This is a genomic window from Pseudomonas sp. NFACC25 (assembly GCF_900100935.1).
GTDB classification, from domain to species: domain Bacteria; phylum Pseudomonadota; class Gammaproteobacteria; order Pseudomonadales; family Pseudomonadaceae; genus Aquipseudomonas; species Aquipseudomonas marginalis.
Genome location: NZ_FMUC01000020.1, coordinates 68,406 through 92,513 on the forward strand (window position 1 = coordinate 68,406; position 24,108 = coordinate 92,513).

A 24,108-nucleotide genomic window follows, 5' to 3' on the forward strand; every position below is an offset into this window, starting at 1 on the left:
AGGACTTTTCCGATCCCATCCATTCGTGTTCCGGGGCAGGGTAGACACTCTTCAATCGTGAAAGCGAGTTCTCCTGATGTCCAAGGTCGTTGCTACGCCTGAACCTGTTGCAGTGGGTTTGCCATCCACGGCCGCCGGGATTCAGCCAGATCGTTCCCCAGAGGTCATCCGTCCGGAGCCTTTGCTGCGCCCTTCGACACTGGTTCATCACATTCCAGGCCAATTGCAGGGCATCAGCGATTTTTCGCAAGCCCTGCTCGACACGGCGATACTGGAAGCCAGAAATAAGGAACGCTGGATCGCTGCCCTGGAGCACCACGTGCAGGGCAAGGCGGATCAGGACACTATCGACCTCGCCGAGATCCGCTTTTCAAGCGTCACGAGATCCACGCTGGCGACCGATGTACAGCGTGGGCGCAAGGCCCTGGCCGCTTTGGCAAATCGTCCCGGCATGCAGGCGGCCTTGGAAAAATATGGAATCGACAGCCAGACTGCCCATCTACGCATCTTCGATGGACGCTTGGAGGTATTGGACAGTGCAGGGCGCTGGATCGATTTGAGCGACTCTGTATCCGCCCGGCCAGGCTTGAAGAAACGCTTCGACACGCTGTTGGACATGGCGCGAACCACCGGACATATTCTGCACTCCACGGGCGAAGTCGATGCATTGCAGATGCTGCGCGTGACGCTGCCCAACGCCGACGGGCAGGATGTCCCGCGCTCGGCCAAGGTCATTCGCAACCTGATTGGCTGGCAGCGCCATCCGCTTCCCTCCAGCCCGCCGATGGGCAACTATACCGGGCCCTGGCTGGCGCTGGACTCGCCGCTGAAACTCAGCCAGCAAGACCGCCAAACGCTGGTTGGGTCCTTTGAACGCTTCGTCGGCCCGCAGTGGCTGGATAAGCAGCCGCCTCTTTCCGGAGACGTCGATGCGCACATCCTTGGGCGGTTACGCAGCCAGAAGAATCTCAATGTGTACCGCCAGCACCGCTTGCTGGAAGGGCTGAACGCTCCCCACGATGGTTGGCGCAAACAGCAGCTCAATCAGTTGCAGGTTACCGCCCATCTGTTGCGTATTGATCCGCACCTGGGGCAGCAGAGAAATCACGTGGCGGGGTATGACCTGTACTCGCTGCAAAATGCCGGGCTCAAGATGGCCGATGCCCGCGAAGACCTGCACATGCACCTGGTGCACCGCAAAGGCGTGAGTCCGGACGCCGTGGAGGTTGTCAGCCATCTATTCCTGGCGACTGTCGCGCCGGAGTTTCTGGTGCGGGATATCCCCGACACCGTGCATATCGGTTCTCCCGCCTGGCTGGTGTTGAGGAAAACCGTTGCCCTGCTTGAAGCCCACGCGCCAGGATCGAGTCGGACCCTGACCTATGCTCAAGTGCTGGAGCGCGCGGCTCTCCAGCCTCCAACACCCGCACTGGTGCCGTTGTTCCAGGCGGCCGAGGCAGATCCGTTGCTGGATTGGGGCGTGCTCAATGGCGTGATCGCGGGCCGTGCCGATGACCGTTACACCGTGGAAGATCTGCGCAAGAGCGCGGGCAAATACAAGGACTATATCGAGACCACTCAAAAGGCCACTGCGGTCCTGCAGACCCCTCCCGTGACGCGCAGAGCCTTGGCCCAGGCGGACCTCAAGGCGGTGTTCCCAGGGCGGGACTTGGATAAGCCCGTGCAGAGAGATACCTATCCGATGCCTTTTTTCATGGCTGATCCCTCCCATGAATTGAGCTTGATCGACCTGCATATGATGGGGGCGTTGAAGAACGGTGGGTATGCGCAAAAAGTGGCCAACGGCCCCTTTGGCGGGACTACGGCAGACATAGGTAGAGAGCTCGCCGACCTGCAGGCGGGTTTTAATCGGCTTCGGTTTACCAAAGACATGCTCGACCGCTCGGTAAAGTCGGAGGTCGACACGTTCACCTCAGCCATCACCACACGTCTCAAGGACCTGTTCAGCAAAATGCCCTATCAGGACCGACAGCTGCTGGAGCGAGAAGAACTGACGTTTTACCGGGTCGAGGGCGAGTCCATCACCGCCGAAGGAAAGACCATCAGCGGTGCGGCGGAACAAACGGAGCGGGTAAAGGGGCGCTATGGTTTTATCGTTCAGGCGGGACAGGGTGACAATGCGAAATGTTTTGAGTTTTGGCCCTTGAGGGGCGAGTACTTCGAGCGTCCCGATTTCCTCAAGGCACTGGCCCGAGGCGAAGCGCAGGTGCCCCGTGTGTGGGTGACGAAACTGCAATCCCACGCGGACGGCCATGGGGCCAGGGAGTCCCAGGTACAGATACGCGCCCTGCGCGAGACCCTGCCGGCCGGCAGCGGGCGCGGATCATTGGCAGACGGCGGATACTTTTCGCAGAAAACCAGGGATTTTGCCGCCTATGTGCGGCGCCATGACCTGGTGCTCAATCGCCAGGAACTCCTGGACTCCGCCATGGGCACGACGCCGCGTGAGCGTTTCGAGGCGCGCACGCAGGAAGCGGTCAAGACCATTGAAGACCTGCTTATTCCGTTCAAGGGATGCTACGACGACATCGCCTCCGGGCGCGTGAAGACCGAGCTGGGCGCGCTCACCGGCTGTGCGCTCGACGCCGTGATGATTGGCTCCGTGGTCGCTGGCGAGGTTGTGGAAGGGGCGCAGGCTGTCAGTCGGGCAGAGACTGCCTTGTCCAAGATGTCGGCGGCCACCAGAGCGTTTGGTGCGCTGAGCAATAACCTGTTCAACCCTGTTGCGGGTTTGGAGCAGCCGTTACAGGCAGGCTACGAATGGTTGAGCAGCCGCCCTGTTTTTCGTCTTGGCAGGCCGCTGGGGGAGCTCCGTGCGACCTGGAAGACCGCGATGAAGGAGCAACTGGGCGCGCCGCCTTTTGCCACCGAGCGTCCCCGGAAAATGCGCAGGCCTTCCGTTGACGGTGAGCAACCGCGTCCGCACGACCCGGCTCGACTGCCCACCCTGGAGACCGCCGAAGCGCCCGCCGCGACAAGCCCTCTTGAGCAAAGCCGCCAAGCCATTGAACGAGCACTGCCCATCGCCCGGGAGCGACTCCATGGTGCCTTGAGTGCGTTGTCTGATCCTGAGTTCGAGAAAGACCTCAAATTCGTGTGCAAAACCTTCTTCGGCGCGGATTCCGAGGAGGTCGTGGCTGCCTTTACACGCAAGCAGCGCACCATGAAAGTGGACTTGGACAAGCTGGATCTTTCCAACATCAACTTCCTCGAAAACGAAGGCTCGGAGTGGCAGGCCCAGCTCCTGCCGTCGTCCTATAGCCGTTACAAAGCAGGCTATCGCCAGGAAAAATACATAGAGGTGAATGTGAACGGCGCCACGGACTATTACCGCAGCATGGGGAGTAGCGACGATGCCATGGCCAACACACTGATCCATGAGCAGGCCCATGGTTTTCCCGGTGATGAGGATTATGTCTATTCCGGCGCGATCAAAGGCGGACGCGAGGACATTGCCGACCTGCTCAACCTGGGGAACACCACGGACCCCAAGCACTTTCGCCACTTGGGTGACGAGGTGCAGGAGGCGACCTTGAGCTTGTTCGCCAAGGCGCCCCAGGCGCATAACGCCGATTCGACCCTGTTCGGCATTGCGTTGCTGGACCAGGCTAAAAACAACCGGCCGTTGTACGAGGAAAATGTGAAAGCGATTCAACAGGCGCTGGACAAGGCCAAGGCCACAGGTGGTGTAATTACCGAACAATTGCCCGTCAGGATTATTCGCAAGCGTGCAGTCAGCAGCGCTCCCTTGCCGCGCTTTGTGCTGGTGCGCCATGATCAGACCGGCAAAATCGTCCAGGTGCTGGAGCGTCTCCCCCGGCCGGGCGGGCACGGGCCTCATGCTCCACGGTCTGTCAGCGATGTCGTTCAAGAGGTGTTCAAGTGGCACTGAAGCGCATGTTTGAATGCACTGGGGAAAGACGGATTGTCTGAGCCGCAGATCAGCTTTGCCGGGCAACTGGGAATGGCGTGATGCGCCCAGCCTTATCAATACGGTTACCCAGTCGCTCCCTCTATGAGCTCTAACTGACATATTTTGGAATTCGCCGCGTAGCCGATTTCCTAAAGTGAAAAATAGCCGGCAAATTCGCCCGGTAAAATCACGACATCTCAGCTGAGCGTTACTAGGTGGCTGAGGCATTAAACAAAAAAAAGCCCCATGACCAAATAGGCCACGGGGCTAAAAATTGGCTGGATGCGACCAACCAAAGGAGCTCTTTACGTTACTGGGCAGTCGCCACGACGGTGTCCGGCTTCCAGCCACCCCCCAGCGCCTTGTAGATCGCCACAATCCCGCGATACAGGTCCACTTCGGCCTGGGCCTGGGAGTCTTCGGCGGCCAGGCGTTCCCGTTGGGCGTCGAGCAGGACGAGGAAGTCCACGGTGCCTTCGCGGTAGCGGATCGCGGCGAGGTCGGCGGCGGCGCGGCTGGATTCGCTTTGGCGGATCAGCGAGACCAGGCGTTGCTGACGCTTGCCGTAATCGCTGAAGGCATTTTCGGACTCTTCCAGCGCCAGCAGTACTTGCTGCTCGTAGGTCGCCAGGGCGCCATCGGCTTCGGCGTCTGCGCCACGCAGACGGGCGCGGACGCTGCCCAGGTCGAAGGCAGCCCAGGTGATGCTCGGGCCCAGGGCCCAGGCATTTGCGGCGGATGAGCCGATCTGCGAACCGCGTCCGGCGGTGAAGCCGAGGAACCCGCTGAGGCTGACCCGTGGGAACAGGTCGGCCTTGGCCACGCCGATACGCGCGGTGGCGGCGGCCAGTTTGCGTTCGGCGCTGAGGATGTCCGGGCGCCGTTGCAGCAGTTGCCCCGGGTCGCCGATCGGCAACGCCTTGGCAATCGCCGGCAGGTCTTTCGGGCTCAGGTCCACGCTCAGCTTGTCGGGACGCTGGCCGAGGAGGGTGGCGATGCGGTTGCGCTCACGCACCTGTTCGGCCTGCAGTTGCGGCACGCTGGCTTCCACTGCGGCGAGGCGTGCGTCGGCGCGCTCCACGTCGAGTTGGTCACCCACGCCGGCATCCCGCAGGCTGACGGTGATGGTGCGCGAGTCCTGCTGGTTCTTCAGGTTGTCGAGGGCGATGCGTTCACGCAGTTGCGCGCCGCGCAGTTGACCGTAGGCGTCTACCAGTTCGGCAATCAGGGTGACTTGCAGTTGGTACAGGTCGGCCTCGGCGGCTTGCTGGTCGGCATCGGTGGCTTCCAGGTTGCGCTGGATGCGCCCGAACAGGTCCAGTTCCCAGGCCATGTCCAGGCCCAGGTCGTACCGCTCGGTCTTGACCCGGCTGGTGGTCTGGCCGGGGATCTGGCCCTTGCCCTGGTCGCTGCTGACGCGGCTGGTAATCGTCGGCATGGCGTCATTGCTGGCGTCATCGCGGATTGCACGGGCAGCACGCAGACGGGCAAACGCCACGCGCAGATCACGGTTACCTTGCAGCGATTGCGTGACCAGCTGGTTGAGGGTCGGGTCGTCGAACTGCTGCCACCAGATGCCTTCGAACTTGGCGTGGTCATACTGCTTGGCGTCCGCGGCGGCGGTGATGTTCGCCGCCTCCGGGGTCTGGGTCTTGTAGTCCGGGCCCACGGCACAGGCGCTCAGCGCCAGGACCAGCAAGCTCGGCAGGAATACTTTCACACTCATTGCTGTGTCTCCAGCTTCAAGGCCTTGGCCGCTTTGCGCGCTTCGCTGCGCTCCACATAGCGACGGATCAGTACGTAGAACACTGGTGTCAGCAACAGACCGAAGAAGGTCACCCCGATCATCCCGGAGAACACCGCCACGCCCATGGCATGACGCATCTCGGCACCGGCGCCGCTGGACAACACCAGTGGCACCACACCCATGATGAAGGCGAACGAGGTCATCAGGATCGGCCGCAGACGCAGGCGGCAGGCTTCCAGTACCGCAGCGAGCGGGTCGAGGCCTTCCTGCTGTTTGTCCTTGGCGAACTCGACGATCAGAATCGCGTTCTTGCACGCCAGGCCCACCAGTACGATCAGGCCGATCTGGGTGAAGATGTTGTTGTCGCTACCCGAGATGATTACCCCGGTAATGGCCGACAGCAGCGTCATCGGGACGATCAGGATCACCGCCAGCGGCAGGCTCCAGCTTTCGTATTGGGCGGCCAGGACCAGGAACGCCAGCAGTACGCAGAGCGGGAACACGAACAGCGCGGTGTTGCCCGAGAGGATTTGCTGATAGGTCAGGTCGGTCCACTCGTAAGTCATGCCGTTGGGCAGTTCATCCTTCAACAGTTTTTCAATCGCCGCCTGGGCCTGGCCGGAGCTGTAGCCCGGTGCCGCGTTGCCGTTGATTTCAGCGGTGATAAAGCCGTTGTAGTGCATCACGCGGTCCGGCCCCGAGGTGTCGCTGACCTTGATAAAGGTCGCCAGCGGGATCATCTCGCCCTTGTTGTTGCGTACTTTCAGCTGGCCGATCTGGTCGGCGTCCTGGCGGAACTGTTGTTCAGCCTGCACGTTGACCTGGTAGGTACGCCCGAAGCGGTTGAAGTCGTTGGCATACAAGGAACCCAGGTAGACCTGCAGGGTGTCGAAGATGTCGCTGATCGCCACGCCGTGGGTCTTGGCCTTTTCGCGGTCGATGGCGGCATCGACCTGGGGCACGTTGACCGTGTAGCTGGTGAACAGGCCGAACAACTCGGGCACGCCACGGCTCTTGGTGATGACGTTCTGCACTTCTTTGTACAGCTCGTCATAGCCGAGGTTGCCACGGTCTTCGATCTGCAGGCGGAACCCGCCGATGGTGCCCAGGCCCTGTACCGGCGGCGGTGGGAAGATCGCCATGTAGGCTTCTTCGATGTTGGCGTATTGGCCGTTCAGCGCACCGGCAATCGCACCGGCGGACATGCTCGGGTCTTTACGCTCATCGAACGGCTTCAAGGTCACGAACACGATGCCGCTGTTCGGGCTGTTGGTGAACCCGTTGATCGACAGGCCAGGGAACGCAATCGCAGCTTCCACACCGGGCTGCTTCAGGGCGATCTCCGACATGCGCTTCATCACGTTTTCGGTGCGGTCCAGGCTCGCAGCATCGGGCAGTTGGGCGAAGGCCACCAGATATTGCTTGTCCTGGGCCGGTACGAAACCGGTCGGGGTGTGGGCAAACCCGAAGAAGGTCAGCACCATCAGGCCGGCGTACACGAACAGGGCAATGCCCGTGCCGCGAATCACCCGGCGTACGGTACCCACGTAGCCATGGCTGGACTTTTCGAAAAAGCGGTTGAAGGGACGGAACAGCCAGCCACCGAGGAGCTTGTCGAGGACCTTCGAGAAACGATCCTTCGGTGCATCGTGACCGCGCAGCAACACGGCGGCCAGGGCAGGGGACAGGGTCAGCGAGTTAAACGCCGAGATCACCGTCGAGATCGCAATGGTCAAGGCGAACTGTTTGTAGAACTGCCCGGTCAAGCCACTGATAAACGCCGCTGGAATGAACACCGCACACAGCACCAGCGCCGTGGCGATGATCGGGCCGGTCACTTCGCTCATGGCTTTTTCAGTCGCCGGGAACGGCTCCAGGCCCAGCTCGATGTTACGTTCGACGTTCTCCACCACCACGATAGCGTCGTCCACCACGATACCGATGGCCAGTACCAATCCGAACAGCGACAGCGCGTTGAGGGAGAAGCCGAACAGGTGCATCACCGCAAAGGTCCCGATCAACGAGACCGGCACCGCCACCAACGGAATGATCGAGGCGCGCCAGGTCTGCAGGAACAGGATCACCACCAGCACCACAAGGATCAGCGCTTCGAACAGGGTGTGCACCACCGCTTCGATGGAACCGCGCACAAAGATCGTCGGGTCATAGGCGATGCGGTAATCCATGCCGGCCGGGAAGCTCTTTTTCAGCTCGGCCATCTTGGCGCGCACATCGTTGGAGATGTCGATGGCATTGGAGCCGGGGCGTTGGAAAATCGGAATTGCGACGGCCGGCTGGTTATCGATCAGCGAGCGCAGCGCGTATTGGCTCGACCCCAACTCGACCCGGGCGATGTCCCTGAGACGCGTGATTTCACCGTTGGCGCCGGCGCGGATCACAATGTTCTCGAACTCTTCCTCGGTGACCAGGCGGCCCTGGGTGTTCACCGACAACTGGAAGCTGGTGTCAGACGGTGCGGGCTGGGCGCCCAGGGCACCGGCTGCCACCTGGCGGTTCTGCTCGCGGATCGCGGTGACCACATCGGTCGCAGTCAGGTTGCGCGAGGCGGTCTTGTTCGGATCCAGCCAGACACGCAGGGAGTAGTCGCCCATGCCGAACAACTGCACGTCGCCGACGCCGCCCAGGCGGGCCAGCTCATCCTTGATATTGAGGATCGCGTAGTTGGACAGGTACAGCATGTCGTAGCGCTGATCCGGGGAGGTCAAGTGCACCACCATGGTCAGGTCGGGGGAGGCCTTGTCCACGGTGATACCGATGCGCGTCACTTCCTCAGGCAGTTTTGGCTGAGTCCGCGTCACCCGGTTTTGCACCTGCACCTGCGCATTGTCCAGGTCGGTGCCCAGGGCGAAGGTGATGGTCAGGGTCAGCTTGCCGTCGGCCGTCGATTGCGAGGACATGTACAGCATGCCCTCGACGCCGGTGATGGCTTGCTCCAGCGGCGCGGCCACGGTTTCACCGATGACCTTGGGGTTGGCGCCCGGGAAGTTGGCGCGTACCACCACGGTCGGCGGCACGACTTCCGGGTATTCGCTGATCGGCAATTGGAACAGCGAGATCGCACCGGCGATCAGGATCAGCAGCGACAGCACCGCTGCGAAGATCGGCCGTGAAATGAAGAACTTGGAAAAATTCATCTTGAGTCGTATCCCTTAACCGCGTGGAGACGCAACGGCTGCGAGCTTGGGCGCGGTTTTTTCCGGCGCCACTTGCTCCAGGTTGCTGGCTTCAAGCGCTTGTCGTTGTTGGGCCAAGGCGGCGAGGGTTTCCTTGCTGGCCATCGGAATGGTTTCCGGGGCGACCGGCGAGCCGGGGCGCGCGCGTTGCAGGCCCTTGACGATAATGGTGTCGTCCTTGTTCAGGCCGCTGCGCACGATGCGCAGGCCTTCGATCTTCGGCCCCAGTTCCACCGCGCGATACGCCGGCTTGTCGCCTTCCATCACCAGCACGAACTTCTTGCCCAGGTCGGTGCCGACGGCCTCGTCGTTGATCAGCACGGCGGAGTAGGTGCCGCTGCCGACCAGCTTCAGGCGCGCATACAGGCCAGGGGTGTATTCGCCCTTGCTGTTATCGAACACGGCGCGCCCACGGATGGTGCCGGTGGCCGGGTTGACCTGGTTGTCGACGAAGTTCATCTGGCCGAGGTGCGGGTTACCGGTTTCATTCGACAGGCCCAGGTACACCGGGGTGGTGGCACCACGGCGGCCTTGGCGAGCGAGTTCGGTGTACTTGAGGTACACACGTTCATCGGCGTCGAAGTAGGCGTAGACCTTGTCGGTGGAGACCACGCTGGTCAGCGCGGTGACGTCGGCGGTCACCAGGTTGCCGGCGGTGATTTCGGCACGGCTGACGCGGCCGCTGATCGGCGAAGTCACGCGGGTGAAGCTCAGGTTCAGCTTGGCCAGGTCCAACTGCGCCTGGATCCCGGCGACGGCGGCGCGGGCTTCCTGGGCGGCGGTGGTGCGCGAGTCGGCCAGTTCGGCGGAGATCGCATTGCTCTGGCGCAGGCGTTCGCCGCGCTGGGCTTCGTTGTCGCTGCGGCTGGCGGCGGCTTTGGTTTGAGCCAGTTGGGCTTCCAGGCGGCGCACTTCGGCCTGGAACGGACGCGGGTCGATCTGGAACAGCAGGTCGCCTTTCTTGACCAAGGCGCCTTCGGTGAAAGCGACTTGGTCAATCTGGCCAGACACCCGTGGACGAATCTGTACGGTTTCGGGCGCTTCCAGGCGACCGGTGAATTCATCCCACTCGTTGACCGGCTGCTCAAGCACCTTGGCCACGCTGACTTTTGCCGGTGGCATGGCGGCCGCTTGGTCCGGGGTCTTGCCGCACGCGCTCATCACCACCACGGCCAGGATCGCCAGGGGGAAGCGCAAATGTTTGAGTGACTGTTCCATGAGGTGCATCCGCCAATGTATTTGAGATGGGCGGATCATGCGCGGCGACGCGGTATGTCACGAATCGAATGAAGCAAAGGTAACTATCATTCGGAATGATATAAGCGCGGGATTAGCCCTCTAGCATGGGGCTTTCGTTAGGGGGCTATCAATGGGCGTGATGACAAAGGACTGTTGTCGAGGGTGCAAGGAACTATTTCAACAGCGGTTTGCAGGGGGCGACGAAGGCCAGGATGGGTAAAAAAACGCCCGGTTCACCTGAGCCGGGCGCCAATCTCCAGGGTGCGTCAGGCGGTACCGAACCCCACCTGCACCGTCAGCGCCCCCTGGTTATCCCCCAAACCAATGCCATAACGCCCCTCCAGATCATCATTGATACACAGCTGCAATTCCCCGGTCTGCCCCGCCGGAATCTCCGCCAGGTCACCCACCAGAAACGGTGTCCCGCTGCTGCTCACCCGGCCAATCAGCGCCCCCTCATTGGCGCCCGGCAAGGTGTAGCCCGCCTTGGCGATCAACCCCGGGCTGCCGTTGCCATCGACCATGCCGCCCACCGGGCTGGCCAGCCACTTGCCGCTGACATACCGCACCCGGCGCGGGCTCGGGCCGCTGATCTGCACGCCGGTGCCTTGCCATGGCTGGTTGGCCTGCACCTGTAGCGTCGCGGCCTTGAGCTCGTTGCACAGGGTGTCGCCGGCCTGGATCGACAGCGCGGCGATGGTCAGGCTGGGGTTGGAGGTGCCGGTGGTGGGGAACACGCCGTCACCCACCAGGAACAGGTTGTTGTGGTCCCAACTGCGTTGGCTCTTGTCCACCACCGAGGTCTTGGGGTCGTCCCCCATGCGGTAGGTGCCCATCAAATGCCCGGCACCCTGGAACGAATAGGATTGCCCTTGGTAGGTGAACACCCCGGGCGGGATGTCGGCAGTCAGTTCGGTAGCCCCGAGCAGTTCGGTGATGACATGGCTGGCCAGGATCCGCGCCTGTTTGAAACCTTCCTTGGTGTAGTCGGACAGGTCGTAGTGGATTTCCGGGCGCGGGATGCCCAGGCGGTCCTTGTATTGGCTGGAAGGCACGATATAGCAGTTGGCGTTATTGGGATCTTCCTCCACTTGCTCCACCAGGAAACCTATCCGAAATTGCCGTGTGAGCAGGTTGTTCAGCTGTTGCACCAGCGCCGTGCCGAACAGCACCTGGGGCGCGCCCGTGGCGTTTGGCAGCGGGTTGGTGTGGCTGACGTTGGTGCCATCGATCAGGTCGGCGACGGTGGTGTAGGGATCGCCGATCGGCCAGTTGAAGCCCTCGTTGCCGATCTCGATCCGCCAGGCCGCGCGCTGGCTGCGGAAGGCGCCGTCGCGCAGGCTTTCGATGCCGGAGGTGGACACCGGGCCGCGATACGGGAACACCGTCTTGCCTTCGGGCATCAGGCCCCAGGCCAGGTAGATCGGGTGGTCCGCCAGGCTGCGCCCGACCTGGCCGCTGCTGTTGGCCACGCCGTTGGGCCAGGCGCTGCTGGTGGAATTGAGCAGCAACTTGGGCGTCTCGATGGCATGGGCGGCGATCACATAACGTTGCCCCACGGCCACGCCGGTGCCGGTCGGTGGTCCATCGCCGAGTTGGTACTGGATGAACTCGATACCGCTGATGCTGTTGTCCGCCGCCACGGTGACCTTGCTCGCCACGGTCTTGTACAGCACCCGCACATTGCCGGTGTTGAGCGCGTTGTTCATGGTCACCGTGGCATCGTACTTGGCCTGGATCGGGCAGATCGGCGTGCAGTTGGTGTTACCCGCGCACACCCGTCGCCCGGCATACGGCTGCGAGTTGCGCCCGGCCGGCGTCGGGCTGACCACCAGGGGCAGGCCCTCGAACGACTGGCCCTGCACCGCGCTGACGAAGCTGCCATCGACCAGCGACAGCGGGATACTGGTCATCGGGTATTCATAGTTGGCCGGGAAGGTAATGCCCAGGTACGCCTGGTCGGCCACATTCGCGGCCACACCGATTTCCGCCTCGGCACGGCAATAGGCGCTTTGCAGGTCGTTGTAGCTGATCGGCCAGTCCACCCCTACGCCATACAGCGTCTTCATCTTGAAGTCATTCGGCAACATACGCAGGCAGGTGGCGACCCAATGCCAGGTGGTGCCGCCGCCCACGCGCTCGTAGGTACTGGTGAACGGCAGCGGGCCTTTTTGCACCAGATAGCTGATGTCGGGGTTGTTCCAGCCGTTGATCAGGTCGGCGATGGTCGCGCGCGGTGCGTTCTGTTCGGCGGGGTTGCGCGCCGGGCTCAGGGTGCTCACCGGCGGGTAGGGTGATTCGGGGGTCTTCAACGTCGCGGTATAGAAACGCTCCAGGTACTGGTTACGATTGGGCGGGATCTCCGGCCCCGATTCCAGCACCAGCACTTGCACCCCGGCCAGGCCCAATTGATAGGCAATGAGGCTGCCCGCAAGGCCCGCACCGACAATCACCACATCTGCTTGTTCGCTACTCATGACGATGCTCCTGGCTGCGTGCTGGCGTTAACCCCAGTGAAGTCTTCCAGGCTGGGCGGCGGGCTGTTCCAGTAGCCGAAGAAGAACTCGCTGTAGCCCATGGGGTGGGCCTGGGCAATACTCCACGCCCAGCTCTGGGTGTAGGCCTCGTCACTGACCACGGTTTGCTCGCCGACTGGGAACGCACCCTGGGTATACGGCTGGTACCACACGCCCAGCAGCCAGAGCTTCATGATCGCGCGTGCCACCTGGGCGGTTTGCGTCGGTGCCGGTTGGCCGTTCTGCATCAGGATCGCTGTGCCGATTTGCTGCGGTGTCGCCTGCTCGGCTGCCAGCGCGGCGTACTGGGCCAGCAGGGCGCTGAGCACGCTTTGCCCGACACGCGGGCCGATGAAGTTGAGAAAGGTGCTGGGCAGGCCGATGGGATCCACGGAGGGCGCCAGCAGTTCCTGATCGATGCCGGTGAGCACCACGCTCAGGCCGGTGAAATTGTCCAGGTCGGTACTCATGGCTGACTCCTTGTCACACCGGTGGATTGGGCGCGCTCGAGCAGGTAGGTGAAGTCCGCGAAGCTGGTGCGCGGCGACTGGGTCACGTGGGTGGCGGCATTGCCGTGACAGGCGATGCAACTGGACGACGCCTGGGGCACGGTGCCCTGGATATAGGTCTCCAGCGTGGCATTGGCGAGGAACGACGGCGCCGGGTTGCCCAGCGGCCGGGTTGCGGAGATCTGGCACGGCGGCTGGCCGCTGAGCGTCGGCCACTGGGTGCTGATCAGCTGGTAGTTGGCCCATACGCTGTTGGGATTCACTGTGCGCAGCAGGGTCTGGTAGGTGGTGTTGAGGGCCTTGGTTTCATCCGTCAACGGTATCTCGCGCACGATCTGCGAGGGCGTGGCCTTCACCGCCGGGTTCCATGGCCGGGGCGGCGGCTGGTTGACCTCGGCCTGGCTGCTGGCGTTGTAGAACAGGTACGGGCCTTTGCGCTCGGCGGGCGGCGTGGTCTTTTCCGGCACATTGTCGACGTGCTCGAAGGTCGACCACACCCACTGCGGCGCGCTGGTGGTCTTGTGCACGATATGCAGGCCCACCAGCCCGACCGGCTCGGCCACGCAGGACTCGGCCACCACCGGCCCCTTGCTCGGGTTGCTGTTGCCCGGCGTATACACCAGGGCATCGACACTGTGGAAGCTGGCGGGATTGTCGTTGCCGTCCAACACCTTCCACGAGGCCTTGACCATCAGCGAACCCACCTCACTGGTGCTCGGGTTACCGCAACTGAACGCCACCGCATTGGTCGGGCTGGCGGCAAAAAACGCCTGTTGGCCCTGGATGCTGTAGAGGCCGTTGTTGACGATGCCGTCGAACATGGCTTGGTTGACCACGATTTCATTGCGCGTGTACACGCCGCTCTGGTCCACCAGGGGGCCGCTTTCAAACGGCTGGATAAACTCGTCGAGCACATCCGGAACCTTGCCCATCTGTTGCAGCAAGCGCCCGGAACCCTTGCCTTCACAGGCTTTCGGTATGCTGGCGGGCGCATGAAAAGGCAGCGGCTTCTGCCCTTGGGCCAGGAATATCTGATAGCTCTCCTTATAGCTTTCCCACACGGTGGCCGCGTCCTGCTGGCCGATCTGCACAGCGCTGTTGGGTTGACCCGTGTCCAGGGCCGGCCAGTTCAGCGCGATGAACGTCTGCCACGACATTTCATCGAAGTTGGCTTGCAGGCTGGACAGGGAAAAGGGCGGGGTCGCCGTGACATCGAAAGGTATTTGCGTAGACAACGTGGGGGCCGCGACGACCAGGGGGCTCAGCAACGCGCCAAACAGCGCACAGCCGAACCCGGGCCGGGGGCGATGGGTTTCCATTCTCATCGGTATCTCCTAGGCATCAGGCGCCGGGAGACAGTGGGTCCGTCATGGACTCTTCAATGCGCCTCCTGGCACGGGCTAGAGCGTAGATAAGGTTGGCGGCGCAGGTGTATGGGCGGCTAGATTTGTTCGTAATAAAAACAATCGCCAAGAGGCGGTTCAGGCGCGCCCTGTTCGAATGTAAGTGCGAAACACATGGTCCCACAGCGGCGAAGACACCCCGAAGTTCTTCTCGATGCCTTTGCGATGATGCAGGTCGTGATTGGCCACCAGCCCCGGAATAAATCCATAGGCCCAATGCTGCGGGCGGTGCATCACGTAATGCAGCGAGATGTAGACGAAATAGCCCGCTACGGCGCCGATAAAGGCCGAGGCTAGGCCGGTGGACCAGGCGAGCAGCAACAGCACGGCGAAGGTCGAGCTGGTTTTCCAGCTGGACACGCCGATGTAGGCCAGCACGTCGATGTGGTGGGTCCAATGCTCGCGGCGATACAGCGAGTGGAACAGGAAACGGTGCGCCGAATATTCCACCAAGGTCCAGGCCAGCAAGCCGGCAAGGGCGAGGGTCAGGTCAAACGGCGCGAGGTAAAGGGCAAGGGCGACGAACAGCGGAACGGTAAAAAAGTCGAGGTAATAAGCGACTGACGACATCAGCCATTTATTTGAAGCAGCCATGTGCGGAATATCCCTGTAGTGCGCGATGGATGAATGGAGGCGCGAGTGTCAGCTTTCGCGGCTCTGCACACAACTGGCAGCGTGGGCACCGGTGACAGGATGAGTGTTGCGTCACATCGTCAAAACGTCGCAAACGGTTGTCGCTGTGAGAACCACGCCAACGCGTGCGCCTTGAACGCCTCGGCGGGCGGTGTCAACGGGTAGCGCTGATCGTAGGCGAGCACGATACGTTGCGCAGGCAGCTGCTGTTTGATCGGCCGGCACACCAGCGGCTGGCCGTCGTAGCTGTGGTCGCCGAAAGGGCGGGTGTAGGTGAGCGCCACGCCGAAACCATTGGCGACCAGACTGCGCTGGAATTCGAAACTGTGGGTGGGCTGAACGCTGGCGGGCACCAGGCCAAAAGCGTTGAACAGGTCGAGGATGTGCTGCCAGCTGTGGATCTGGTCCATCACCACCAGGTTGCACGCACTGAGCGCGGCCATGTCCACCTGCCTTTCTGCCGCGAGCGGATGATCTGCCGCCAGCAGGGCGTGGGCGGTCAGTTGGCAGAGTTCGACGCGCTCCATGTTGGCCGGCAAGCCCAGGTCGTAGGTCAAGGCCAGTTCCAGGGCCCCTTCGCCGAGCCGTTTGCCCAGGTATTCAAACCCGCCTTCGCGCATATCCACCCTGACCCGAGGCGAGACTTGCTGCAGGCGCTTGAGAATTTGCGGCAAGCAATACGGCGCGAGGTCCGCATAACAGCCCAGCACCAGGTCCCCGGCGAAGTCATCGGCTTGGCTGCCGATGTCCGCGAACGTCTGCGCCTCGGCGAGCACGCGCTTGGCCTGGGCCATGACGGTGCGCCCAAACGGCGTCAATGACACGCCCAGCCCGCGCTGGCGAACGAACAACGGTTGCCCGTAGAGGCCTTCCAGCTCGGTGATCGCCGTGGAGATGGACGGCTGGGAAACATGCAACTCTTCAGCCGCCAGGGTGAGGTTGCCGTGCTTGGCCGCCGCCAGGGCATAGCGCAATTGTCGCAATGTAAAGTTCATAGGTTTTTCTTGGGTGATATATCAAGACTTATTATTTTATCTTACTTGGTTGTCATGGAATATTGGCCCTGCACAACTTTCATCTTGTTAAGGGAGTACCCGGCCATGACCCACAGCTCATACACCGTTGGCCAAGAAGACATCGACGCCTTCCAGCGCGATGGCGCGGTGTGCCTGCGAGGCATCTTCAGCGATTGGACCGCGCAGATCGCTGCGGGCATCGAGCGCAACCTCGCGGAGCCTGGCGTGTACGCAAGCCGCTACATCGAGCAGGGCGGGCAGTCCGGCGGTTTTTTCGACGACTATTGCAACTGGCAACGCATCCCCGAATTTCGCGCGATCATCGAGCAGTCGCCGGCCGCCGCGATTGCCGCGCAGGTGATGCAGTCACGCACAGCACAGTTTTTTCATGACCATGTGCTGGTCAAGGAGCCCGGTACGCAAAAAGCCACGCCTTGGCACCAGGACATCCCGTACTACTTCGTCGACGGCAGCCAGTCCGTGAGTTTTTGGATTCCCGTGGACCCGGTACGCGAGTCAACCCTGCGGCTGCTGCCCGGTTCCCATCGCTGGGATAAAGGCATCCGGCCGGTGCGCTGGGCCGACCAGAGCGACTTCTACCAAGGCGCGGATGACTACCGCGACGCACCGGACCCGGACGCGGAGGAGGGTATGCCGGTGTTGGAATGGGAAATGCAACCGGGTGACGCGGTGCTGTTCGACTTTCGCACGGTGCACGGCGCCCGGGGCAATGGCTCCGCGCAGCGTCGACGGGTACTTTCGTTGCGCTGGGTCGGGGATGATGTGCGCTATCTCGAACGCCCGGGGCGTACGTCCCCACCTTACCCAGGCCACGCCATGCAAACCGGCCAGCGCCTGCGCGAAGACTGGTTTCCAACGATCCATACAGCTGGCTGACGCACAACTTTTAGAGCGTAATTTCGCTGACATCTGCCCCTCCCTGATCTGACCCTTTCACTGCATAGGTGCATCGATGATGAAGCTGAATAAAAACGTGATGGCATGGCTGCTTTCTTGCGGGCTGTTAGCGGGCAGCGCCACGACCCAGGCTGCCGGATGGTGCGAATCCGGCAAACCGGTGAAGTTCGCCGGCCTGAACTGGGAAAGCGCGATGCTGCTGACTGATGTGCTGCAAACCCTGCTCAAGGATGGCTATGGCTGCGCGGTCGACACCTTGCCGGGTAACTCCATCACCATGGAGAGCGCGCTGGGCAGCAACGACATCCAGGTGCTGGCCGAGGAGTGGATCGGGCGCAGTGAGGTGTGGAACAAGGCGGCGGCCAGCGGCAAGGTGGTGGGCGTCGGCGCTCCCATCGTAGGCGCCACCGAAGGCTGGTACGTGCCGCGTTACCTGGTGGAAGGGGATGCCAGGCGCGGGCTGAAAGCCAAGGCCCCCGAGCTGAAGAAGATTGCCGATCTGGCGCAGTACGCCCAGCTGTTCAAGGACCCGGAAGAACCCGGCAAGGGCCGCTTCTACAACTGCCCGGCGGGCTGGACGTGCGAGCTGGAAAACAGCGAGATGCTCAAGAGCTATGGCCTTGAAGCCAGCTACACCAACTTTCGCCCGGGCACCGGCCCGGCGTTGGATGCGGCGGTGTTGTCGAGCTACAAGCGCGGTGAGCCGATCCTGTTCTACTACTGGACGCCGACGCCACTGATGGGGCAGGTCGACCTGGTCAAGCTGGAGGAAAAACCGGGCGTGGACAAGAAGATCAGCATTCAGGTCGGCTTGTCCAAAGCGTTCCATGAACAGGCACCGGAGCTGGTGGCGGTGCTGGAAAAGGTCAACCTGCCGATTGACCTGCTCAACCAGAACCTGGCGCGGATGACCAAGGAGCACATCGACTCTCCCAAGCTGGCCAAGCTGTTCTTCAAGCAGCACCCGGAGATCTGGCATGGCTGGGTGAGTGAAGCGGCGGCGAAGAAGATCGAAACGACGTTGTAGGTCGTTCCAGGGCAAGGATGCCTTGCTTCACGAGTAAAAGAGATTAATCAGCACGTCCGCGGCGATTAACGCCCCGGCGAGGATAAACAGTACCCGAAGGCTCATGAGGGCGCTTACAGCGATGCGTTAAGTTCGTCGATCAGCGTCTCTCGGTACTTCAGCGCCGATATCGACAGCTCACCGAGCTTGCTGGCAACCGCGCTTAACAAACCCTGCGCCAGCAACATAAAGGCACACATGCTGTTGCTGAAGAACAAGCTGTGATTGGGGACATAGAAGCTGTGCAAGGCCACCTTCGCCAGTGGCGAGCTGGCAGAGTCGGTCAGTGCGATGACCTTGATCCCATGGCGAGCGGCGACCTCGGCCGTGGCCAGGACGCTGGGTGTGTAGGGAAAACAGCTGGACACCACCAGTACGTCACCCTTGTCCAGTTGTGCGAGGGCATCCGCAACACCTTGGCGACTGGAATCCAGGGCCGCCACATCCGGACGCAACATACCCAGGCCGTAGGACATGAACAGCGCCAGTGAATTGAACTGGCGCATGCCATGGATCCGAACCCGGCGGGCACTGGCCAGCAGTTCCACCGTCTGTACAAACACATCGGGATCGACCTGCTCGATCATGCTGGCGATGTTGGCGTTTTCCTGGCGGCCCAGGCGCGTCAGCTGATTGAGGATGTCCTTGTCTTCATGATTGATGACCAGCCGTGAGGCCTGATCACTATAGAAATGCTTGCCTTCGGTGATCTCTCGGCGAAACACATCCTGCAATTTGCTGAAACCGCCATAGCCCAGCCGTTGCGCCAGCCGGGACAGGGTCGAGGCGTTGACATCCAGTTGCTGCGCCAGCTCGCTGATCGAACACACTGCGGTGCGTTGGGGGGATTCGATCAGCGCCATCAGCACGCGCCTGGAGCTGCTGCCCAAGGCAATATCGACCTCACGCCGCTCGATGGCCGCGAGCAGTTGCTTGAGGCCGTCCAACGTGTCGGGAAGTGCTGCCGGGACTTTATTCATTAACGGTATCCATTATTCAGTGAGCGCCTGCGCTCCACCCTCAACGACCCGAACAAGCGTCAATCAATGAGCGGTGGACCACACCTTCAGCATCAGGCTGGTCAGGGTTCGGTTGCGTATAGACGCGCCACTCTACAGTGTTGGCGCTGATCAGAAAAACACCGGTTGCCAGGGTATTTTCGTTGTCCGAATCATCCGCTGCGCAGCGGTAGACAGGCAGGTCCTGCCCCGAAGTGTCGCGCAGGATACCCAGCGCGACGTCGGCGTCCAGGTCGCCAGGAAGGTGTTGCAGGCGCTGGTCGATACACCGCTGTCGGGCGCCTGAGCTGGCGGTGATGCGCTGTTTCACCTGGCTCAACGACAGCGATACCAGGTGGTTTGAATGCCCCGCCGGCCATTGGATTTCGCTGACATTGCTGCCCTCGGCGCTGGCCTCGACACTGACGACTCGGGCGCTCCCTACCTGGCCGAAGGTGTGGTGAAACGCCCCGGCGCGATCCTTGCGGGTCACCACGGCAATGGCTTCGTCGAGACTGCCGGCGTCGAGGGTCGCGCGCGCCAGGATCTGTCGAGGAATGCCGGCGGGAATGCGCGCCGGACGAATGTTGTTGACGGTCGCCACCAGGCCGCGTTCATTGATCGCCAGCGTGTGCCCGGGCAAGGACCCTGGATAGATAAAGCTGCTGAACGCAAGGCCCGATTCGGGCGTGGCATGCAAGAGCGCGCAATGCCCCTTGAGCTGCGGCAGGCCGTCTTCGTTATGGGCGATCAGCGTACCGGTGCGGGTTGGGCCGAACACTGTCGTGCAGCCATCCACGCTCTGTTCATGTACGTAGTCACCTCGGCAATTCCACATGAACACTTCGTCAAGTGGCAGTTGCAATCCGTCGGCCAGTCCCTCGATTTCCTGCCAGTAACGGGGGAACTCGGTCCTCACCTGTTGACGCATCTGCAACGCCGCGGGGGTTTGAGCCTGCAAGGCCAGGTATTGCCAGAGTGCAAGAGGGCGTAAGTGCCCATGCACGGCGTCCCGACCGAAGACACCCAGCCCGCGACCAATCGCGTAAGCGCTTCCATCAAGATGAATAGAGGGCAGTGTCATGGCATCTCCTCAGGATACGTGTTGCAGGAATTCCCGCAGGCGGGCACTGGGTGGGTTGGCGATCAGTTCAGCGGGGGCACCGTCCTCGGCGATGCGGCCCTTGTCGATGAAGATCAGGCGCGTGGCGACCTTGCGGGCGAAGTCCACTTCGTGGGTGACGATGACCATCGTCATGCCCTCATCCGCCAGTGACTTCATGACGGTCAGCACCTCGTGGCGCAACTCCGGGTCGAGGGCGGAAGTCGGCTCGTCGAACAGCATCAACTTCGGCTTTACCGCCAGCGCCCGGGCGATCGCCACGCGTTGCTGCTGTCCGCCCGACAGCTCGGAAGGGTAGTGATCGGCACGGTCGGCCAGGCCGACTTTGGCCAGGAGTTCGGCGGCGAGTTTCTCCGCCTCCTGGCGGCTGGCGCCGCGCACGCGCACCGGGCCGAAAGCGACGTTCTGCAGCGCGGTCATCTGTGGGAACAGATGGAACTGCTGGAACACCATGCCCGCTTCCTGGCGAATCAGGCGTTCGTCGACCTTCGGGTTATTGACCTCCAGGCCATCGACCATCAGTTGGCCGTCGGTGACTTCCTCCAGTTTGTTGATGCAGCGCAGCAGCGTCGACTTTCCCGAGCCCGAAGGACCAATGATCACCACCACTTCGCCGCTGGCGATCTTGAGGTTGATGTCGTGCAACACTTGGGTGCTGCCGAAGTGCTTGGAAACACCTTTGAACTCAATCATAGGATTTTCAGCCTCGATTCCATGCGCCGCAGGACATAGCTCAGCACCAGGGTAATGATCAGATAAATGACGGCGACTGCAGACCAGATCTCCATGGCGCGGAAATTACCGGCGATGACTTCCTGGCCCTGGCGCGTCAGTTCGGCGACGCCGATGACAATGAACAGCGACGTATCCTTGATGCTGACAATCCACTGGTTGCCCAGCGCCGGGATCATGCGTCGAAACGCCAGCGGTGCGATGACGTAGCGCAGCGTGTCGCGCCTGGACAAACCCAGCGCCAACCCCGCTTCGCGAAAACCACGGTGGATCGACAGCACCGCACCACGGGTGATCTCGGCGATGTAGGCCCCGGAGTTGAGCATGATGGTCACCACGGCTGCGGTGAAAGGGTCGATGCGCACCGGCACCATCATGGGCAAGGCAAAGTAGATAAACATCACCTGCACCATGATCGGGGTGCCACGGATCAGTTCAATGAACACAAGCGCTGCGCGGCTGCTGAAAAAACCGCCATAGGCGCGGGCAAAGCCCGCGACCACGCCGATCACGGCACCACCGATCAGACCCAGGATCGAAATCCACAGGGTCAGCTTGGCGCCTTCGAGCAGTACCGGCAGCGCATCCCAAATGGCGCTCCATTGGAAATGCATGCTGAATTCTCTATTGATGAAGGGCGGGAGTTATTTCGGGTCAGTGCCGAACCATTTGCGGTAGATCTGCGCATAGGTACCGTTTTCACGGATCTTTTTCAGCGCGGCGTTGACCGGTTCACGCAGTTCGCTGCCTTTTGGGAAACCGATGCCGTACTGCTGGGCGAGCATCTGCTGGCCGACCGCTTTTACCTGGCCTTCGCCGGCGGTCTTGATGTAGTACAGGACGTTCGGCGTATCGTGCATGGCGGCATCGACACGGCCAGTGCGCAATTCAAGGTAGGCATTGTCGATATTGGGGAACTGACGCAGGTCGCTGGCCTTCAGGTTGGCCTTGGCATAGTCCGCCGCCGACGTACCGCTTTTCACCGCCAGGGTCTTGCCGGCGATGTCCGCCTCTCCTTTGATCGTGTCGTTGTCGCTCTTGACCATCAGGAGAAAGCCGCTGTCGTAGTAGCCGTCGGAAAAATCGATGGCTTGCTTGCGCTCTTCCTTAATGGTGATACCGGCCAACGCCACGTCGACATTGCGGGTTTGCAGGGCAGGGATGATGCCATTGAAATCCATGGGTTTGAGCTGGTAGGTCACGCCCATTTCTTTCGCGATCGCCGCCCACAGGTCGATATCGAACCCCACGTATTCATTGCCTTGCTTGAACTCGAAAGGCACGAATGCCGTATCGGTGGCCACCAGCAATTCCTTGCCGGCAGCGAACGAACTTGAGGTGGTGAGCAGTGCCATTACCGCCAGTGAGGCCTTCAGAAAGTTCTTCATGCGTGTTTTCTCTTCAGGGGGATACAAGCCCCAAGGCAAGCCTGGGACGGTGGGGATAGCGGCAGTTGAATTTTTGAGTGATACATCACGACCCACTCCATTTTTTATTGTTGGCCCGGCTAGCCACCCGAGAAAGGAGGCGCACGAAACATTTGCTCTTTCGCAAAATATACATGCATTTAATTTGCGTGCAACTATATTTTGCTTGTCGCAATTCAGTTCGATAGGTTTGTTTTGTCCAGTAAATGCTGGGTTTTGTAACGTTTAAGTCGGGTTTCCTGATGACGAGCGGCTTGCAAAAATTAATTGCATTTAAAATCTATGCATCTATTATTTGCAAAAATATCGGGAGCGGCACCATGAGCCACGTCTTTCATCGCAGCCTTACACATAGCTACACAATGGCCGTCCGCGGCGAAGGGCCTTATCTGATCGACAGCGACAACCGTCGCTACCTGGATGCCAGCGGTGGGGCGGCGGTGTCATGCCTGGGCCATAGCGACCCCCAGGTGATCGAGGCCGTGCGTCAACAGGTGGGGCAGTTGGCCTACGCACACACTTCGTTCTTCACCACCCAGGTCATGGAAGAACTGGCGGATTTCCTGGTTGCCCGGGCACCCGAAGGCATCGCATCGGTGTACTTCGTCTCGGGCGGGTCCGAAGCGATAGAAGCGGCATTGAAATTGGCCCGCCAGTATTTCATCGAGGTGGGCCAGCCTCAGCGCAAGCACTTGATCGCCCGTCGCCAGAGCTACCACGGCAATACCCTCGGGGCATTGGCCACGGGTGGGAATGAGTGGCGGCGCAAGCAGTTTGAACCGTTGCTGATCGACGTCAGCCATGTCAGTCCCTGCTATGCCTACCGTGAGCAGCAACCCGGCGAAACCCCGGAGGCCATGGGCGTGCGCCTGGCGGCCGAACTGGAGGCGGAGATCCTGCGGCTGGGGGCAGAAAACGTCATGGCGTTTGTGGCCGAGCCCGTCGTAGGGGCGACGCTGGGTGTCGTGGTCGCAGTGCCGGGCTACTTCAAGCGCATTCGCGAGGTGTGCGACCGCTATGGGGTGTTGCTGATCCTTGATGAGGTCATGTGCGGCATGGGCCGTACCGGAACCCTGTTTGCCGCCGAGCAGGAGGGCATCACGGCTGACCTGATCACCATCGCCAAAGGCCTGGGCGCGGGCTACCAGCCGATAGGTGCAACGTTGGTGAGTCAGAGAATCCGTGATGCCATTGCGACGGGCTCAGGGTTTTTCCAGCATGGTCACACCTATATCGGCCACGCCACCGCCTGCGCGGCCGCACTGGCGGTGCAGAAAGCCATCGAGTCCCGCGGCTTGCTGGACCGGGTCAACCACTTGGGCGCAGGTCTGCGTGAGCGTTTGCTGGCGCAGTTGGGTGAGCATCCGCATGTGGGTGAGATTCGCGGGCGCGGGTTATTCCAGGGCATTGAGTTGGTTGCCGACCGAGCCACCAAAACCCCGTTCGACCCCGCGCTGAAGCTGCACGCCAGACTCAAGCAGTCCGCCATGGCGGCAGGCCTGATGTGCTACCCGATGGGTGGCACGGTGGACGGGCTGCGGGGCGATCATATCCTGCTGGCGCCGCCGTTTATTCTTGAGGACAGCCACTTGGATGAGATCGCCGACAAACTCCTGGGTGCGGTGAACAGCACATTGAAAAGCCTCTGAGGAA

General features: G+C 61.5%; 17 protein-coding genes. 4 read left to right on the forward strand and 13 right to left on the reverse strand.

Features of this window, described 5'->3' with window-relative positions:
* Positions 1-76: 76 nt before the first annotated feature.
* Entirely contained in the window at positions 77-3,913 is a 3,837-nt protein-coding gene (locus BLQ09_RS28765; RefSeq protein WP_139202143.1) for a hypothetical protein, read from the forward strand.
* A 331-nt stretch (positions 3,914-4,244) separates the two neighbouring features.
* Here BLQ09_RS28765 and BLQ09_RS28770 read toward each other — a convergent pair whose 3' ends face one another.
* From BLQ09_RS28770 to BLQ09_RS28805, 8 genes are all read right to left on the reverse strand, one after another.
* Entirely contained in the window at positions 4,245-5,660 is a 1,416-nt protein-coding gene (locus BLQ09_RS28770; RefSeq protein ID WP_092359455.1) for an efflux transporter outer membrane subunit, read from the reverse strand.
* Complete coding sequence (locus BLQ09_RS28775; RefSeq protein ID WP_027605655.1) at positions 5,657-8,836, reverse strand: efflux RND transporter permease subunit; 3,180 nt, start codon at positions 8,834-8,836, stop codon at positions 5,657-5,659. Before BLQ09_RS28775 ends, BLQ09_RS28770 begins: the two co-directional genes overlap by 4 nt.
* A gap of 15 nt (positions 8,837-8,851) precedes the next feature.
* Positions 8,852-10,093, reverse strand: a complete 1,242-nt coding sequence (gene mexE / locus BLQ09_RS28780; protein ID WP_092359470.1) for a multidrug efflux RND transporter periplasmic adaptor subunit MexE — start codon at positions 10,091-10,093, stop codon at positions 8,852-8,854.
* A gap of 287 nt (positions 10,094-10,380) precedes the next feature.
* Positions 10,381-12,591, reverse strand: a complete 2,211-nt coding sequence (locus tag BLQ09_RS28785; protein WP_092359457.1) for a GMC family oxidoreductase — start codon at positions 12,589-12,591, stop codon at positions 10,381-10,383.
* On the reverse strand, positions 12,588-13,100 hold the full coding sequence (locus BLQ09_RS28790; protein WP_092359460.1) for a sorbitol dehydrogenase: 513 nt from the start codon (positions 13,098-13,100) through the stop codon (positions 12,588-12,590). Before BLQ09_RS28790 ends, BLQ09_RS28785 begins: the two co-directional genes overlap by 4 nt.
* Positions 13,097-14,464 carry a cytochrome C gene (locus BLQ09_RS28795; protein ID WP_092359463.1) on the reverse strand — a complete coding sequence of 456 codons (1,368 nt, stop codon included), beginning with the start codon at positions 14,462-14,464 and terminating at the stop codon, positions 13,097-13,099. The genes BLQ09_RS28790 and BLQ09_RS28795 overlap by 4 nt, the downstream gene beginning before the upstream one ends.
* A gap of 156 nt (positions 14,465-14,620) precedes the next feature.
* Positions 14,621-15,136, reverse strand: a complete 516-nt coding sequence (locus BLQ09_RS28800) for a sterol desaturase family protein (protein WP_027605660.1) — start codon at positions 15,134-15,136, stop codon at positions 14,621-14,623.
* 119 nt (positions 15,137-15,255) lie between these two features.
* Positions 15,256-16,170 carry a LysR substrate-binding domain-containing protein gene (locus tag BLQ09_RS28805; protein ID WP_027605661.1) on the reverse strand — a complete coding sequence of 305 codons (915 nt, stop codon included), beginning with the start codon at positions 16,168-16,170 and terminating at the stop codon, positions 15,256-15,258.
* Positions 16,171-16,275: 105 nt separating this feature from the next.
* Between BLQ09_RS28805 and BLQ09_RS28810 the strand changes: the two genes are divergently transcribed.
* Positions 16,276-17,088 carry a phytanoyl-CoA dioxygenase family protein gene (locus BLQ09_RS28810; protein WP_027605662.1) on the forward strand — a complete coding sequence of 271 codons (813 nt, stop codon included), beginning with the start codon at positions 16,276-16,278 and terminating at the stop codon, positions 17,086-17,088.
* A 79-nt stretch (positions 17,089-17,167) separates the two neighbouring features.
* Entirely contained in the window at positions 17,168-18,136 is a 969-nt protein-coding gene (locus BLQ09_RS28815; RefSeq protein ID WP_092359465.1) for an ABC transporter substrate-binding protein, read from the forward strand.
* 113 nt (positions 18,137-18,249) lie between these two features.
* Here the strand turns inward: BLQ09_RS28815 and BLQ09_RS28820 are convergent, their stop codons facing one another.
* From BLQ09_RS28820 to glnH, 5 genes are read right to left on the reverse strand one after another with little or no spacing between them, the layout of a single operon-like run.
* Entirely contained in the window at positions 18,250-19,155 is a 906-nt protein-coding gene (locus tag BLQ09_RS28820) for a MurR/RpiR family transcriptional regulator (protein ID WP_027605664.1), read from the reverse strand.
* A gap of 40 nt (positions 19,156-19,195) precedes the next feature.
* Complete coding sequence (locus BLQ09_RS28825) at positions 19,196-20,257, reverse strand: acyl-CoA--6-aminopenicillanic acid acyl-transferase (RefSeq protein WP_043293534.1); 1,062 nt, start codon at positions 20,255-20,257, stop codon at positions 19,196-19,198.
* Positions 20,258-20,266: 9 nt separating this feature from the next.
* Positions 20,267-20,989: a glutamine ABC transporter ATP-binding protein GlnQ gene (gene glnQ / locus BLQ09_RS28830; protein ID WP_027605666.1), complete on the reverse strand. Its 723-nt coding sequence runs from the start codon at positions 20,987-20,989 to the stop codon at positions 20,267-20,269.
* The gene (gene glnP, locus BLQ09_RS28835) at positions 20,986-21,642 is read right to left on the reverse strand and encodes a glutamine ABC transporter permease GlnP (RefSeq protein ID WP_027605667.1); all 657 of its coding nucleotides are present in this window, start codon (positions 21,640-21,642) and stop codon (positions 20,986-20,988) included. The genes glnQ and glnP overlap by 4 nt, the downstream gene beginning before the upstream one ends.
* 30 nt (positions 21,643-21,672) lie before the next feature.
* The gene (gene glnH / locus BLQ09_RS28840) at positions 21,673-22,416 is read right to left on the reverse strand and encodes a glutamine ABC transporter substrate-binding protein GlnH (protein WP_027605668.1); all 744 of its coding nucleotides are present in this window, start codon (positions 22,414-22,416) and stop codon (positions 21,673-21,675) included.
* A gap of 359 nt (positions 22,417-22,775) precedes the next feature.
* On the opposite strand from glnH, the gene BLQ09_RS28845 reads away from it, so the two are divergent.
* Positions 22,776-24,104 (forward strand): aspartate aminotransferase family protein, encoded by a 1,329-nt coding sequence (locus BLQ09_RS28845; RefSeq protein ID WP_027605669.1) that lies wholly within the window; start codon positions 22,776-22,778, stop codon positions 24,102-24,104.
* Positions 24,105-24,108: the final 4 nt, after the last annotated feature.